This is a genomic window from Nonlabens xiamenensis (assembly GCF_003865345.1).
In the GTDB taxonomy this organism is placed as follows: domain Bacteria; phylum Bacteroidota; class Bacteroidia; order Flavobacteriales; family Flavobacteriaceae; genus Nonlabens; species Nonlabens xiamenensis.
In genome coordinates, this window is sequence record NZ_RMVE01000002.1 from 243,094 (window position 1) to 258,717 (window position 15,624).

Genomic DNA, 15,624 nt, shown 5'->3' on the forward strand with positions numbered 1-15,624 from the left:
CTTCATCACATGAACAACTCCTTATAGCAAACATATATACCCATTAGCAGGACAAAATAGCCGAATACGCTTTTGAGTTTACGGCCATCAAAAAATTTGTTGAGCCAAATACCGATAAAGATCCCAATGATGGACAGTCCGCTGAAACTGAGCAGGAAGAGCCAATCGATATCTAAGTTCTGAATATCCCCTGTAAACCCTAAGAGGGAATTGACAGAAATAATAAACAAGGAAGTAGCGACCGCCCTTTTCATGGATAGTCCTGCGATCAATACCAGAGCAGGAACGATAAGGAATCCGCCGCCAGCACCTACAAAGCCTGTGAGTAATCCGGTAGCAAAACCTTGAATTCCCAATCTAATGAAATTAGGTTCCAGATCATCTCGACCATCAATTTTAGACACGCCACTTCTGATCATAGCGATTGCTGCTGCCAACATCACTATCGCAAACACCATCATAATGGCAACAGACTTGGTGACCATGAATCCGCTTACCTCAAAAAGCTCTTCCGGAATCGCTGGAATCACATAGCGTCGCATCAGGAAAACGGAGAAAAGTGAAGGTATAGCGAAGATTAAGGCCGTCTTAAAATCAACGGTTTTGTTTTTGAGATTTTTTACGGTTCCAAAGAGTGAAGTACTACCTACCACAAAAAGAGAATAGGCCGTTCCCAACACAGGATGCAAACCGATAACATATACCATGATTGGAACGGTAAGAATAGATCCTCCTCCACCGAGTACTCCCAACACCAGTCCAACTAATAAAGCGCCGGCATATCCAGCGACAGTTATCATATCCATATCGTCATTTTATTCTCCGACAAAAATAGATATACTAATTGATGCATTCTGTAACCAATGTTACAGCATCTCAATACAATTACGGTGCATCTTAATAAGTTGATTGGATTCCATTTTTTTAAGCAGTCTGGAAACCACTACCCTACTGGTATGCAAGTCGTTGGCTATTTCCTGATGGGTTATTTCCAATCTAGAATTTTCTGTTTTGGCAGCTTTGTTTGTTAAATAAGAGGACAAACGTTGATCCATGTTTTGGAAAGCTATGCTATCAATACTTTCCAAGAGTTCTGTCATGCGTTGCTGGTAACTATTGAACACAAAATTCCTCCATGACTTGAATCGGCCGTTCCAGTATTCCAGCTGCTGGACAGGCAGCATGATCAGCTCCACGTCTGTTTCGGCAACAGCCACAATTTCACTGGTTGATTTTCCTGTACAGCAGTTCAATGACATGGCACAGGTACTACCAGGTTCCAGATGGTATAGCAACAAACCATCCCCTTGATCATCTGGGCGCATGATTTTAAGACTCCCTTTTAATAACAAAGGAGTTGATGTAATGACTTGACCAGGTTTGATCAAGACTTCTCCGGCCTGGGCTTTGCGATAGGTTCCTAGTCGCTGAATTTCTTCCAGTAATTCTGGTTCAAACGGCAATTGCAGTTTTTCTGTCAGGGCTAATAGCATAATCCTTATTCTAGTTGTTCGATGGATTGATTTTTTTCTCGAACTTCAATTCTGGTTTTGGCAAGATAAAGTCCTTTTTCGAGATCTGCTATAAATGCTACCAATTGTTCTCTTAACTCACAGTGCAAGGCCCAAGTTGTACTCGCATCCTTACCAGAACATAGCGCTCTGATCTGAATGGTTTTTTCACCAGCCTCTACCACTTGAACCACAGGATCATGCTCCCCATCCCATAATTCGTTGTCCTTAAGAATGGTATGGAAATGATCCCGAACCTTTTCTACATCAATACGGTAATCGGCATGCACGATGATTGGACGCACCTGATGCGCATTGGTCATCGACCAATTTTCAAATATATTGCTGATCACATATTTGAGCGGAACAACCAGGCGACGCTCATCCCAGGTACGTACCACCATATAAGTAAATTTAATATCCTCAACATACCCCCAATCATCTTTAATGATCACCGTATCTCCTATTTTGGCTGGGCTTGTAATTGCAATTTGCAGTCCGGCAATAATATTACCCAGGGTACTCTGTGCAGCAATTCCCATCACTACTGTCAGGATTCCAGCCGATGCCAATAAAGAAATCCCCAATCGTTCTAGCGATTTGAATTGTGAGATAATGATCCCTATCCCGATGGAAATTACCACAAAGGTGACCACTCTTCTGGCTACAGAGACATAGGTCAACATTTGTCTTGCTTCACTATTTTCCTCGGGATTGGTGTCCCCTATTCTATTCTCGGCTACATAGATCATAAAACTGTCTATGAATTTAGACACCAACCAGGTGATGGAAATAATCACCACTATCAATAAAAAGGAGTATAACCAGGTCGCTAGGGTACCACTAAAACTGATCAAGGTATTTAAGCTGATATAGAAAAACAAAACGCCGATGGTAAAACCAGCAGGACGGGAAAAGTTTTTGGCAATTACATTGAGCCAAACCAAGTCTGTGGCTTGACAAGCCTTGCGTACCAGCACAGCTCCTAATGCACCGATTCCCCAAGCCAGGAAAATCAGAATAATGGTACCGAGCAATTTCCATAGAGGAATACCCCATATGGCAAATCTGGCCCATTCTGGCATCATACGATCCAGCTTGCGCGGGCCGTAAATGGCATACATTTCGTCAATATTTTCTACCGTATCTGCACTGATCAGCCAGAAAGCACCATAATCCTTGTGTTTAATACGCTGAAGTCTAAGGCTGGCATCCCGACCCTCCAGATCTACTTCACCAAAATAAACACTGCGCCTGGGTTCTCCCGCAATCGCCTTGTTGGTAGAGGTCTGTATATCAATTTGACCGTCTGGCCTATCCGAGATGCTTCCCCAATCAATCGCCACGCGCTGGTTGATGACAAAATACAGTTTCTCGGCCAGGATGGCTGCCTCTTCCTTGTTCAGGGACAACGGCATCCTGTTAAAATTCAAGGCATAGCTGGCTGCTGCAAAATCACTATCCCGGGCAGAAAGCATGAAATGTTCGAGGGTGGCTTGTGGCGTCCTGAAATTGTATTCATTAGGTGGTAAACCAATGTTCTCATTGATCCTGGAGACAATGTAGTAGGATTCATTATACTCCTTGATAGGATTCACCCCAAAATCACCATTCTGATTGACCGGTTTGGAACGTGGATGTTCCAATTGTGTGGTATCCTGCTGTTGTAATTCCGCTTTCGCGAAAAGCGACATGAGCAGCATACATAAGAAATAATAGGTCAGGTGTACCGATCGGTTCATAAAAAGGGCTTTTCTCAAAAATAAAGGATATGTCCGTGCATGATGCCCGGTTTGTCATAGCTTTAAGAATAATGCGTGCATGTTTTGGTTATTTTTAAACACAAGTTAATTTATTCCTAGCCATCTTTGATTTTGGCAAGAACAAACAAACTTTAAAAAGCACCCAATGAAATACGCAACACTAGGAAACACCGAGATCAAGATCCCACCCATCGCTTTTGGCGGAAATGTCTTTGGCTGGACGGCCGATGAAAAAACCTCATTTGAATTGTTGGATTGGCTGCTGGATCACGGGTTTAATTACATGGATACCGCCAATGTGTACTCACGTTGGGTTGACGGGAATCAAGGCGGAGAAAGTGAAACAATCATCGGCAAATGGATGAAGGAACGAGGCGTAAGGGATCAGGTGACCATAGCTACAAAAGTGGGCATGGACGTTGGCCAAGGACATATAGATCTTTCTGCAAATCATATCAGAGAACAAATTGACCTCAGCCTGAAACGACTACAAACCGACTATGTAGATGTTTATTTTGCCCACAAATACGATGAGAACACCGAGTCCTTGGAAACGCTGGCTACCTTTGATGATTTGATACACCAGGGAAAGGTGCGTTGTTTGGGGGCCTCTAATTTTCCTTTGGCTCGCTTTCGCGAAAGCGAATCCATCGCTACCGACCAGGGCTTGAATAGATACGAGGTTTTTCAACCCGAATATAATTTGATGCGTCGTAACGAATTTGAAGACGACCTGCAGCAGTATTGTCTAGAACAGAACATTGGGGTCACCAGTTATTTTACGCTGGCCAGTGGATTTCTTACTGGAAAATATGACGTAGAGGCAGACGCCAGCGGAAGAGCCCGGGAGTCTTATGTCTCTCAATTTTTCAATGATAAAGGGAAGCGTGTTCTCAACGCGCTGGAACAGATTGCTGCTCATCAAAATGTAAGTCAGGCCGCGGTAACTTTGGCCTGGACAATACAACAACCTGGCATCACTGCTCCTATTGCCAGTGCGACCAGCTTGGATCAACTGAAAGCCTTTCAAGAGGCAGTAGAATTAAACTTATCACCAGCGGAGTTAGAATCATTGCGCCAAGCCAGCAGAGTGGATTGATTGTTCTCAGTTATGCGCCTATATTTTCCTGATCATTCCGTTGATTGGGACAATAATTCATTGATGTAGGATTTTGCCATTGGCTTCCAATCCATGTCTCCAATTATTTTTCCAGACAGCATGACTTGAAATTGTTCAGGATTTTTGGGATCAACTTCAGCCACCTCGACCACCGCTAGATATTTATTTTCTGATTCGCCGTCAAAGTGGTATTGATAAGCCAGATATTCTGCTCCATCAATTTTAATTTCACCAAGAAACTCATGTAGCTGTCCAGAATTGTAGTCGTAGTCATACAGGGCATTAAACATGGACAAACGCCCCATTTCTCGTGGTTGATAGTAAGACCTTGGCGTAAGGTGGTAAAGCTTTCGTTCTACCAGTGCTTCCATTGCTTCAAACCTGTACATCAAAGGTTTCATAAAAGATCTTATGGCATCGGTATCATATTCTCCTCCTTGATCCAAATAGTAGTTGAAGGCTTGAAAATGATCGTACGTCTTCTCATGTGGATCCAAAAATATCTTCTTCGCGTTCGATTTTAGGAACGGACTTTTGACGTCCAGTGCATCAAACATTTCCATATAAAGATTCAAATGGGAATCCACATAGCCGTCGAGAGATACGTTGTTCTGTTCGTCCAGAAATATAGCCACATCCTGAGCAAACTGTTCCTGTAATGCTTCCAGCTTTTGCATCAAAAACTTGCGACCGAAAATACTATCATTGGCTCGCCTAGTAAGGTAAGCCAGCGTGTAGGGTCTTAATTCTAGCTTATTTTTTTGAATTTCCAAGATCCGATCACCATAATGGTTTAAGTCAAACAAGCTATCATGTTCCACCTCCAAGAAGGGGAAATCCATTTCGTCGATACTCTCAGGGAGTTTTGTCATTGCCAAGTCGAAGTACAAATCATTCATCCTTGAGGATTCAAAGTAAGGCAGACTTTGCATGATCATGGCTTGATTATAATCAGAAGCATTTTCCAGATAGAAACTTTTTAATTCGTTCAGATACTGATCATCTTTCAATTCAGCCAAGCTTAGAATCAACATATTGGTTGTGCCGTAATAAAGAGAGTCATTAGGAAAATCTGACTTGATCATTTCCATCAATCGTCTTCCATCCTTTTTATCAAATAAGTAGTACTCCAAAGCGTCATGCGCTTTTTGATATGTGGCAGGATCTTCAGAAGTCAGATCGGTGAGTAGCTCCTCAGATGTTGATACATTAAAGTCAGGTTTTTGGTCAGAATTGGATTGGAAACTGTCCCAGAATCTGTCAAATCTCCCGTCATCAAAACTTTGTGCATCTGCATGCTTAAACTGATTTATCAGATAATTCTCTGCAAAAAATACTCTGCTTGTTTTCACCACAGTACTTTTGGGATAGCGTATTAGGTATTCCATTCCTTGAATATTTCCATGTTGAAAATCTCGCAAGTTTTCAATCCTCACCTCACTTCCTTCCATTTCTTCAATGGTGTCTTTCAAGAATTGGGCGATGTCTTTGGTATGGAAATAGTCTCCCATTGCGGTAACCGAGATGCCAAATGAATCCCCAGAAAATTTCTCATGTCCCATATAAGACTTAGTCTCTAAAAAAATGGCATGATTCATTTCAGTGGTATCCGTCTCAGTACGGAACGGACCTGGCAGATCGACGGTAAAATGATCCATCTGGTGATGCTTGTATTCGGGTGCGAGATAGTCTTTAAACTTGAATGAATTAAAAAAACTGTTCGAGGTATTGGTATTAGACTTTACCCCAGCATCCTTATAAAGCAAAATATAATTTCGGTTCCCACGATATATAACTCGGACCAACATTTCTATGTTCAAGGCCGACTTTACCAGAAAATCATAGGCGACATAGCCATTCCAATCAATCCTATCTTGTGATAGCACCGTAGTATTTTTTTGTGCCCAGGACTGAATAACCTCTTCCACCGCAAGATCTTGGTCCTCGATATAATAACCCATAGGTTTATCTGCATGCAAGAGCATAGACATACTATTGGTAGACCTGTCAACATTATAGTATTGATGAAAAATCAAGCTGTGCTCAAGCCCATCCAGTTCAAGGCTACGTGTTACCGTTTTATTTTGGTATGGCAGTGGAAATTCAACAATGAATGCGCCATTCTCACTGTGGAGTTCTTCAACCTCCTGTTTCTTTTCCTTAGGTTTGAATATTTTGATGTTCTTAAAGTACTCGTCCAACACTTGTTGATTGGCTATCAGTGGGTCGTAACTGGCTCCAAATACATAAATCTGGTTGTGTTCACAATAGAAATCCAAGCGAGAATGCAAGGTCGAATCTACATCCACCAAGCTTGTATAATTTTTGCTGGACTTTTCCAGCGGATTGATGCGATATTTTTTGGATCTATCTTCCTCTATTATGCGCTTGCTCAGTGTGGCCAGCAAGGTGTCATTACCTATCGAATTATGGTTTGGGATAGGCAATGCGTAATGAAATACTGAAATTGCATTAGTTGGATCAGTGGTCATTTCTGTATCACCTGCTTCGAAAGTTATTTCATACTGCAAGGCGCCAGGAATTTTAACCTCGTAACCAAGTTCTTCGTATCGCTTCACAGACCACTGAGCAAGTCCATATTCTTTGAGAAGCTCCATATTAGGCTTTTCAAAAGTTGCCTCTGCCTTGCGGACCTTGAACTTTTTTTTACGTAAAAGTTCAAGTACACCAGATTTACCCGGAAGATGCGCGGCGCCTACGGCAGCGAATAAGGTTTGGCCCTGCGTCAAAAGGGCAAACCTGTCGGCCATAACTTGATTTCTTCGCACGATCAGGCTATCTTCAAATTGATCGTTTGCATACACTTCTTCAAAGATCTTCTGAATATCCCCTTGATAGTACAAATCAACCATTCGCTGTATTTCCTTTTCCATGGCTCCGTCTTCAATCAACATCAGTTCCTCTAACAATTCCTGCAATTCCTCATCTGAATATTCCTCAGCGGTCAATTCCCTTCCTTCAAATTCTTCCAGACCGTAGATATCCTTCTGAGCGTTAGAAGCTAAGCTGAATAGGTATTGATCTAAAACCTCAACAGGCTCACCAGGCTTACGTTCATTAGGAACAATCATGGACTGTAGCATTGATGGTGATGAATATTCCATACTATCCAGATAAATCTTATATCGATCGACCAAGAGTGTTTTGAATTCATTGTAGCCTTGATCCCCAAGTACCTCTTGATAGCGTTGGAGATAGGAATTTATATCGCCTCCACGTAGAGAACCTGCAATCGCAGAGTCAGGATGGATTTCTAAGGCAAATGCATCCACACTTTTAAAGGCCGGCAAAAAGGCATCACTGAACTGAAACACTTTTGCATTATGCAAGTGCATTGTTCCGAAAATGTAAGATTTGGCTCCTGTTTCAGGGTGTACAACTTCCCAAAGCAGTGAGTAATTCTCTCGGTTTTGGGCATTGACTCCATGAGCAAAAAGCAAACAGGAAATAAGAAAAATAAAATAGTGAAGTCTCTTGGTCATAGGATTGGTGGTTGAAGCGCCTAAAATAAGAAACATTAATCATAGCCTAATTAAAAATTCAATACGGCTGCATTTAGTCGTAGATATAGGCATGGATCATATTTTTGAAAAAAAATAAATGGCAAGTTCAAACAAGTCTGCTCTAGTCTATAAAATCCATCATGAAGAAGTTCAGGTGTAGCAGACATTTATGATACAGAGATAAAAGGGCAGATAGTTTCATAGCTGCAAACTAGTTTATCGAAAAAAGCCCTCCTGAGACGTCTTTCCTCCACAATGACATCCGCAATACCCCGATGAGGATAAATGCGGCTTCATCTTTGTCATTACAGCCGCCATATGATCGACAAAAGGGATACCTTTCATCTAGAGTAAGAAAAACAACGCATCATCGAGAAGAACCTCTCCCAAATCATCAAACTCCAAGCAGTAGACTGGTTTATCACTTTTCGCGAAAGTGTTGATATACCTTAAATAGCAACATCAATATAACGGCAAATACAACCAATCCCACTACCCCATAGATCCAGTTCATGGCATTTTTTAAGATCACCAAAAAGACCACTGAAAACAAGATCAAAGTTGCCCCTTCATTATAGATACGCATCCCACTTGATGTCCAGCGCACCTCATCACGTGCCAATTGCAAGTGGATAAAATGGGTCTTCAAATGGTAAATGATCAGCAGGACTACAAAAACTAACTTTACGTGCATCCATGCCTGATCCAGCCAACTGGGTTGAAGGATCAGCAGCCATACCGCAAAACCTATGGCCAGAGCGGCACTGGGCCAAGTAATGATGAACCACAATCTCTTTGTCATCAATTTTAATTGTGGTAGCAAAATGTCGCGCTCCATTTTTGGTCTGGCATGTGCCTCGATTTGATACACAAACAATCTCGGGATATAAAATAGACCTGCAAACCAGGTGATGACAAAGATCAGGTGTAATGACTTGATATAAAGATATTCCATTAGGATCGCGTTAGTCCGTAGTACAAAAATACAGCAGTCAATCGGGAATCTACGTAAAATACGACTGCCGGTGGTAATTAAATAAAAAAGCCACCTTGAACAGGTGGCTTTACTGGCTTTATAGCCTTCAAACTAAACGAAAAAATTAATTCTTCATGACTTTTACTACGCCATCGGCAATTCCAGCGTAACGACATAGATAGAAACCTGCGTCTAAATTGCCGCTGAGTTCTTCCAGGCTCACCTGCTGAGTTCCTGGCTCTAATTTGAATTCTTTGATGGCAACCTGTTGACCACTGATATTGAGTAACTCTACCTTCAAGACTCCGGCTTGAGAGATATCGATCAACAACTTACTTTCTGCCGTCAAAGGGTTGGGGTAAATGGTATTCACCATTGAAGTTTCACTGATTAAACTTTTGCCCTCAGGACCCGCATGCCATGAATTATTATAGTAATAAGGCGTATTGCTACAAGTGGACAAGTCGGCTGTTTGACTTGACCCGTTGTAGCTGAAAATCACATTGGAACAGCTTCCATTAATGCTAATGGTTTTATATCCATTGCCCGCATCACTCAAACTACCACCTGGCCAAGAACCGTTGGTAGCATTTAGATTATCATCCCAAGTATAAGCATGGGTAAAGTTCTTTACATATACCTGGAAACTAGAAGGGCTTGAACCAGCGGTAGGGTCTGTCGCATACCAATTTCCTTGATAATAATAAGGCTGGTCGCTGCAGGTGTATAAGTCTGGGGTCTGTGAAGATCCGTTATTACTAAAAATAATATTGGAACAATTTCCGGATACGGTCGCTCCTACCCAACCGTTTCCTTGGTCAGTAAGCGATACACCAGGCCATGATCCATTGGTAGCATTTTGGTTATCATCCCAAGTATACATGCTTGAAAAGTTCTTGGTGTACACTGTAAAGCTGTTGTTGCTTTGCCCTGTGCTCTTGGTCCAGACCGCATAATTATTCCCAGATGTCGCCAGATTCCAACCCGACCCTGACGGACTCCAGTTGTTAGGACCCATTTTCATGGCTACCTGATAATTATCACCATCAATCACCGCAGCATATAAACCATTTTGCGCTGCCTGGATACTCAGGTTGCTCTGGCTGTGTATACCGGCATCCTTTCTCACAGAGATCAAGTCCTTGATTTGGGTTTTGACGGTGGCTCCCCAATCCATTAAGTGCGGCCAGTAGATACAAGGCACACCCGGATGTGTCAACAAATAAGCGTATGTCTGCCCGACATTGTTTCCATTCAACACATTGTTGGGCGTATCATAGCGCGGTGTATCGTGATTTTCTACAAAAGTCACATAGTTCTTGGGGTCCCATCCTATTCCTCCAGAAGCTTGACCGTTATTAGATAAATAGGAATAATTGTTATCACGCACAACAGACTTTAATGTGAAATAAGAAGGGAAATCAAAAGCACCAGAACCTGAGTTGTCGATCCAATCCTGCACCACTTGCTTATTACTGTTGTAATTCTCTCCAACGCTGATGGTAGGGTTTGTAGCATTATTGTATAAGGTAAAATAATAAGGATCAAAACCATGTACAAAGTCATATCGCCATCCACTGTATCCCAAGGCTTTGAGATTGTTTAAGAATTGAATTATACTGTTCTGTACGTAAGGTTTCGTATGATCAATATCTCTGGCGGCCTCATAAGATGTTCCGGTGTCATAAGCACCTCTGGGATAAGTGTTGTAATAAGCAGGTACTTGCCAGACCTCGTCGTTGGAAGTAATGGCATCTGTGCCCCAGGCCGGATTTGCAAAGTCTACATAGTTGGTATTCCCTACCCGATGGTTAATGACAATATCAGCAATAGCCTCTATACCTTTAGAGTTTAAGGCATTAAGCATGGCTTGATGTTCAGAAAGGTTTCCATAACTGGTGGAAAAGTTGTTCAGCTCTCTGGGCAAATATCCTTCCAATGATCCAGCATCACTAGGCGGTGGTAACCAGATCAAATCTATGCCCATATCTGCCAACTCCTGACTTGTGGAGTTGATGATATTGTACCAGTTTCCAGGATTATTTTGGGCACTTTCCCAATAAAAACCTTGGAGCATGATCCGGTCATCATTGGGTACTTGTGCTGTAATCAACGAAAAGTTGAGTAGAACAGCGACGAAAAATAGATGGAAAAAGTTGAGTTTTTTCATGAGTTTAAGGGGTTTATTATGGTTTACTTTGTTAATCGGTGTAAATATTATCAAAACAGCACATAAAATCCCTATTTTTTACTGTATTATCACGAAAACGTTATCGTTGTTGGTTTTTTCGCTTAAAGCGAAATACCCATTTCAATTTGCTAATTTTAAACAGCACTCGAGTGCCTGAATTGCTATAAGTTTGTATTTTAAAATCTAGTATCTATGGAATTGGGAACAGAATTGTTGGACCTCATTGGCTATGCCGCAAGTTTGGTGGTATTGTTGTCTTTTTTTATGAAAAACATCAATACCCTACGCATTGTCAATTCGGTAGGCTGTGCACTATTTGTTTTGTACGGTTTTCTTTTTGAGCAGCCCAATCTTCCCATTATCATCACTAACGTTGGTATTCTTTTGGTGAATGCGTTTTACCTGACGCTTAAAAAAGAAAAACTAGTAGTCGAAGTAACTGATGACCCTAAGGCATGAAGATAGGACTGGCACTTTCGGGTGGTGGTGCCCGTGGTATAGCACACGCAGGAGTTATCAAGGCGTTGCAGGAACACGATATCAAGGTGGACCATGTTGCTGGAACTAGTGCAGGTGCTTTGGTAGGGGCGCTTTTTGCCGGCGGGATTGATATAGAGACGATTTTCCATTTTTTTGAAAAGTCTAACCTTTTTCATCCTAAAAAGTTTGCTTTTCGGCAGGCTGGTTTTATCAATTCGTCTGTGTTTATTGATCATATTTCTGCCTATATCCCCAAAGATGATTTTGCTTCCTTACCCTTACAACTTTCTGTAACTGCAACCGATCTGAATACAGCAAGGCTTAAAGTATTCAAGGACGGCTCTTTATATCTTCCGATTCTGGCAAGCGCGGCTTTTCCAGGTATTTTCACCCCAGTAGAAATTGATGAGAATGTGTATGTGGATGGCGGTGTTCTAAATAACTTCCCCATCGATTTATTAGACGACTGCGATATCAAGATCGGTAGCTATGTCAATAAAATTGAACTCAAAAATAAACGACTCAAACACTCGTATGATGTGGCAGGACGCGCTTATGCCATCAACCAATATCAACAAGACAAACTTAAATTTGCCCAGTGCGATCTACTCATAGAACCAGAAGGAATGTACAAATATGGACTCTTCAGCTTTAAATCACTACCGGAGATTTTTGACATCGGGTATCAGCACGCTATGGAGGAATTAAGTAAAAATGGTCATAATTTGTATCTCTAACAGTGTGGAAAACGCTGAGATAATTATGCTTTTTTTCATTTTAAAAACCATGTCAATCGAACGCCCTACATTAGAGAATACAATCATGATCATCAAGCATATCATTCAGTAAAGTAACCTATTTCAATTTACTATCAACTGTGTAGTTGAATTGAAAATATAGGAAGAATAAAAGAACGACCTCCTACCAAGTTCTCACTACTTCTCTACTTGCTTGAATCGTCTTGTCCAAATCAGCATACGTCAAGGCATCATTTAGAAAATAGGATTCAAAAGCACTGGGCGGCAAATAAATACCGCGTTCTAACAAGCCGTGGAAGAACTTTTTGAACCACTGGTTATTTCCTTTGGCAGCCGAAGCAAAATCCGTTACCGGCGTATCCGTAAAATGAACCGAAATCATAGACCCATACCTGTTGATCTGGTGATCGATTCCTTTTTCTGACAAGACATCAGCCAGTCCTTTGTGCAAATGCTCAGTTTTGGCCTTCAAACTTTCAAACACTTCCGGGTGCTTATTCAAATGATCCAACATTGCCAGACCAGCGCTCATGGCCAGCGGATTCCCACTTAAAGTTCCGGCTTGGTAAACAGGTCCGAGTGGAGCCAGGTGATTCATAATTTCCTGCCTGGCAGCAAAGGCACCAACGGGCAAACCTCCACCAATCACCTTTCCATAAGTGACAATATCTGCCGATACGCCTGTAGTTTCTTGAGCACCACCTGCTGCAAGTCTGAAGCCTGTCATGACCTCGTCAAATATAAATAGTGCGCCATGCTGGTCACAAAGCTCTCTAATACCTTCCAAAAAACCCTTCTGTGGAACTATACATCCCATATTCCCAGCGATAGGCTCAATAATCACGCAAGCTATTTGATCTTTGTTTTGTTCAAAGATTTCTTGTACCTGGCCGAGATTGTTATAATCGGCCAGCAAAGTATCTCTAGCTGTGCCCTGAGTTACCCCTGGACTGTTAGGGCTTCCAAAAGTTACAGCTCCACTACCCGCTTGGATTAAAAAAGAGTCGCTGTGTCCGTGGTAACAACCGGCAAATTTGATGATCTTATCTCTACCCGTAAATCCTCTGGCCAACCTTACCGCACTCATACAAGCTTCAGTACCCGAATTCACCATGCGGATTTGGTCAATATTGGGAGCCATGGAAACAGCCAGTGCTGCGATTTTAGTTTCTAGTTCAGTGGGCATTCCATAGGAGGTTCCATTTTTGGCAGCAGCTACAACTGCTTGCGTAACAGGTTCAAACGCATGACCTAGAATCATAGGCCCCCAAGAGGCAATAAAATCGATGATTTGGTGTCCGTCCTCGGTATGCAAATAGGCGCCCTTGGCACTTTTCACATAGACCGGGTCACCTCCCACTGCATTAAAGGCGCGCACAGGAGAATTGACTCCGCCAGGAATATATTGTTTAGCCTCATTAAACAAGGCACTGCTTCTTTGATAGGTAAAAGACATGAAGTCGGTTTTATTTGATTTTCAGCTTCTGGCCAATGCTCAGATCATTACTGTTGAGATTATTCAATCTTTTCAGCTCATCAACACTCAGGTTATATTTCTTGGAGAGTCGGTAAAGTGTATCGCCTTTGACTACAACATGATGAGTAGTACCATCGTTGACCACCTGCTCAAAATCAGGGCGAACACGTGCCTCCTCAGGTTTTTTCCCTAACCCCATTGCATCATATTTGTAGAGTTCATAGCGTTCAATCAGACTGATCAGCTTCTGCGGATAGCGCTTATCTGTGGCATAACCAGCAGCGCGCAAGCCTTTGGCCCAAGCTTCATAATCATCCCGATCCAGCTTGAACAATCCAGCATATCTTTTCCTATCTCTCAAAAATAAAGAATGATCTCTGTAGGAGAACTTGGCATCATTATAGGTCCTAAAACATTCCTGATCTTCATCGTCATCATGGTAAATACGACCACCAGTCCAACCGCGATGGCATTTGATTCCAAAATGATTATTGGCTTCGGTAGCTAGTCGTCCTCTTCCAGATCCACTTTCTAAAATTCCCTGGGCAAGGGTAATGCTCGCAGGGATCCCATAAAGTTTCATTTCTTGGACGGCGATGTCCTTGAAATCATAGATATAGTTTGCTACAGCATCAGTACTTCTAGGGGCAGTGGTCTCGGTGACTTTATCTTCCTCGGTAGGCACCACTGGCGAATCGGGTGTCGCTGGTCGAGTGGTGGTATTTTGTCGTGGTTGTCTTTTTGTCGTCACTACCCTTTTCTTCCCCCCACAAGAGACCAATATAAAGGTGGTCATGAGTAAGATAAGAATGCCTTTAAAGCTTGTCTTCATAATTAATTCTAAGTCTTCCTTTTTGTGCCAGCATTTGGTTGTAACCAGCAATTCCTTGTAAACCCCCAGTATGAATCGCTAAAATACGGGTTTTCGCTGGGATAACGCCTTCGCGCAGCATTTGTTCTATACCGTACATCATTTTTCCTGTGTAAATTGGGTCTAGTGGTATTCCGCTTTCGCGAAAGCGGGCATTCATATAGCCAATCAATCGATCATCAGACTTGGCGTATCCACCAAATTGATCGTCTTGGATCACTTTAAAATCAGTTCGCTCACAGTATTGCTGAATCTCATTTCTCATAAAATCACCCTTTAGGGCCGAAAAAACCATGATCTTTTGCTGTGCACCCGCTGTGTTGATAATACCAGCAGCCGTACCGCCAGTTCCTGCTGCCACACAAATCAGATCATATTGCTGCAGGTCAGACGCTGACAATATCTCTTCACAACCTTGAACAGCCAGCTGATTGGTTCCTCCTTCCGGAATCAGGTAATGTGGACCGAACAATTCTTCCCATTGCAATTGATATTTGGGGAGCATTTTATCTCTATAAGTTGTCCGGTCGATAAAATGCAATTCCATCCCAAAACGATGAGCAAGTCTTAACGTTGGATTTTTTCTCAAGGTGGTCTGTAGATCTACCGCCAATTCCTCTCCCCTGATCACGCCAATACTTTTCATTCCTACCATCGCACAGGCCGCAGCCGTGGCGGCAATATGGTTACTATAAGCCCCACCGAAAGTCACTATCTTAGACCGACCAGCATCAAGCGCATGTTGTAAATTGTACTTTAGCTTGCGTAATTTGTTTCCTGCAACCTCTGGATGCAGCAAGTCCTCCCTTTTAATACTGATCTGATCAGACACCTCACAGATATAGGGTTGATTTTGGGATTGGTGCGCTTGTTTGAACAACTTCTCCATCAAAAATCCGACATTACTTCAACAAAATGATAAAGTTTTGCTTATCAAGGGTTAAACACTTTTT

The 15,624-nt window shown here is 42.2% G+C and carries 12 protein-coding genes; 3 read left to right on the forward strand and 9 right to left on the reverse strand.

All coding sequences use genetic code 11. The annotated features are described in order from the left end of the window. Positions 1-5 precede the first annotated feature (5 nt). From EGM47_RS06120 to EGM47_RS06130, 3 genes are read right to left on the reverse strand one after another with little or no spacing between them, the layout of a single operon-like run. Positions 6-806, reverse strand: coding sequence for a sulfite exporter TauE/SafE family protein (locus tag EGM47_RS06120; protein ID WP_124979901.1), 801 nt, complete (start codon positions 804-806; stop codon positions 6-8). Positions 807-866: 60 nt separating this feature from the next. Then, positions 867-1,493, reverse strand: coding sequence for a Crp/Fnr family transcriptional regulator (locus EGM47_RS06125; protein WP_124979902.1), 627 nt, complete (start codon positions 1,491-1,493; stop codon positions 867-869). 5 nt (positions 1,494-1,498) lie between these two features. Beyond that, a complete protein-coding gene (locus EGM47_RS06130) occupies positions 1,499-3,271 on the reverse strand; it encodes a mechanosensitive ion channel family protein (protein WP_240642304.1) in 1,773 nt (590 codons plus the stop codon). Positions 3,272-3,419: 148 nt separating this feature from the next. On the opposite strand from EGM47_RS06130, the gene EGM47_RS06135 reads away from it, so the two are divergent. After that, the gene (locus tag EGM47_RS06135; protein WP_124979903.1) at positions 3,420-4,373 is read left to right on the forward strand and encodes an aldo/keto reductase; all 954 of its coding nucleotides are present in this window, start codon (positions 3,420-3,422) and stop codon (positions 4,371-4,373) included. Positions 4,374-4,405: 32 nt separating this feature from the next. Here EGM47_RS06135 and EGM47_RS06140 read toward each other — a convergent pair whose 3' ends face one another. The 3 genes from EGM47_RS06140 to EGM47_RS06150 form a co-directional block, all read right to left on the reverse strand. Then, on the reverse strand, positions 4,406-7,897 hold the full coding sequence (locus EGM47_RS06140) for a TraB/GumN family protein (protein ID WP_164510829.1): 3,492 nt from the start codon (positions 7,895-7,897) through the stop codon (positions 4,406-4,408). A 442-nt stretch (positions 7,898-8,339) separates the two neighbouring features. After that, a complete protein-coding gene (locus EGM47_RS06145) occupies positions 8,340-8,873 on the reverse strand; it encodes a CopD family protein (protein ID WP_124979905.1) in 534 nt (177 codons plus the stop codon). Between the two features lie 145 nt (positions 8,874-9,018). Next, on the reverse strand, positions 9,019-11,064 hold the full coding sequence (locus EGM47_RS06150) for a glucan 1,4-alpha-maltotetraohydrolase domain-containing protein (RefSeq protein ID WP_124979906.1): 2,046 nt from the start codon (positions 11,062-11,064) through the stop codon (positions 9,019-9,021). Positions 11,065-11,277: 213 nt separating this feature from the next. On the opposite strand from EGM47_RS06150, the gene EGM47_RS06155 reads away from it, so the two are divergent. Next, positions 11,278-11,544, forward strand: a complete 267-nt coding sequence (locus EGM47_RS06155; RefSeq protein ID WP_124979907.1) for a uroporphyrinogen decarboxylase — start codon at positions 11,278-11,280, stop codon at positions 11,542-11,544. Continuing rightward, a complete protein-coding gene (locus EGM47_RS06160; protein ID WP_124979908.1) occupies positions 11,541-12,302 on the forward strand; it encodes a patatin-like phospholipase family protein in 762 nt (253 codons plus the stop codon). The genes EGM47_RS06155 and EGM47_RS06160 overlap by 4 nt, the downstream gene beginning before the upstream one ends. Positions 12,303-12,486: 184 nt before the next feature. Here EGM47_RS06160 and hemL read toward each other — a convergent pair whose 3' ends face one another. From hemL to EGM47_RS06175, 3 genes are read right to left on the reverse strand one after another with little or no spacing between them, the layout of a single operon-like run. Further along, positions 12,487-13,779, reverse strand: a complete 1,293-nt coding sequence (gene hemL / locus EGM47_RS06165; RefSeq protein ID WP_124979909.1) for a glutamate-1-semialdehyde 2,1-aminomutase — start codon at positions 13,777-13,779, stop codon at positions 12,487-12,489. 10 nt (positions 13,780-13,789) lie between these two features. Then, positions 13,790-14,632, reverse strand: coding sequence for a glucosaminidase domain-containing protein (locus EGM47_RS06170; protein ID WP_124979910.1), 843 nt, complete (start codon positions 14,630-14,632; stop codon positions 13,790-13,792). Continuing rightward, positions 14,616-15,560: a 1-aminocyclopropane-1-carboxylate deaminase/D-cysteine desulfhydrase gene (locus tag EGM47_RS06175; protein ID WP_124979911.1), complete on the reverse strand. Its 945-nt coding sequence runs from the start codon at positions 15,558-15,560 to the stop codon at positions 14,616-14,618. Before EGM47_RS06175 ends, EGM47_RS06170 begins: the two co-directional genes overlap by 17 nt. Positions 15,561-15,624: the final 64 nt, after the last annotated feature.

Coding starts and splice junctions, on each gene's coding strand:
- EGM47_RS06145 (WP_124979905.1), bottom strand. CDS start 8,873: ATGGAATATCTTTATATCAAGTCATTACACCTGATCTTTGTCATCACC.
- EGM47_RS06155 (WP_124979907.1), top strand. CDS start 11,278: ATGGAATTGGGAACAGAATTGTTGGACCTCATTGGCTATGCCGCAAGT.
- EGM47_RS06170 (WP_124979910.1), bottom strand. CDS start 14,632: ATGAAGACAAGCTTTAAAGGCATTCTTATCTTACTCATGACCACCTTT.
- EGM47_RS06135 (WP_124979903.1), top strand. CDS start 3,420: ATGAAATACGCAACACTAGGAAACACCGAGATCAAGATCCCACCCATC.
- EGM47_RS06160 (WP_124979908.1), top strand. CDS start 11,541: ATGAAGATAGGACTGGCACTTTCGGGTGGTGGTGCCCGTGGTATAGCA.
- hemL (WP_124979909.1), bottom strand. CDS start 13,779: ATGTCTTTTACCTATCAAAGAAGCAGTGCCTTGTTTAATGAGGCTAAA.
- EGM47_RS06150 (WP_124979906.1), bottom strand. CDS start 11,064: ATGAAAAAACTCAACTTTTTCCATCTATTTTTCGTCGCTGTTCTACTC.
- EGM47_RS06125 (WP_124979902.1), bottom strand. CDS start 1,493: ATGCTATTAGCCCTGACAGAAAAACTGCAATTGCCGTTTGAACCAGAA.
- EGM47_RS06175 (WP_124979911.1), bottom strand. CDS start 15,560: ATGGAGAAGTTGTTCAAACAAGCGCACCAATCCCAAAATCAACCCTAT.
- EGM47_RS06120 (WP_124979901.1), bottom strand. CDS start 806: ATGGATATGATAACTGTCGCTGGATATGCCGGCGCTTTATTAGTTGGA.
- EGM47_RS06140 (WP_164510829.1), bottom strand. CDS start 7,897: ATGACCAAGAGACTTCACTATTTTATTTTTCTTATTTCCTGTTTGCTT.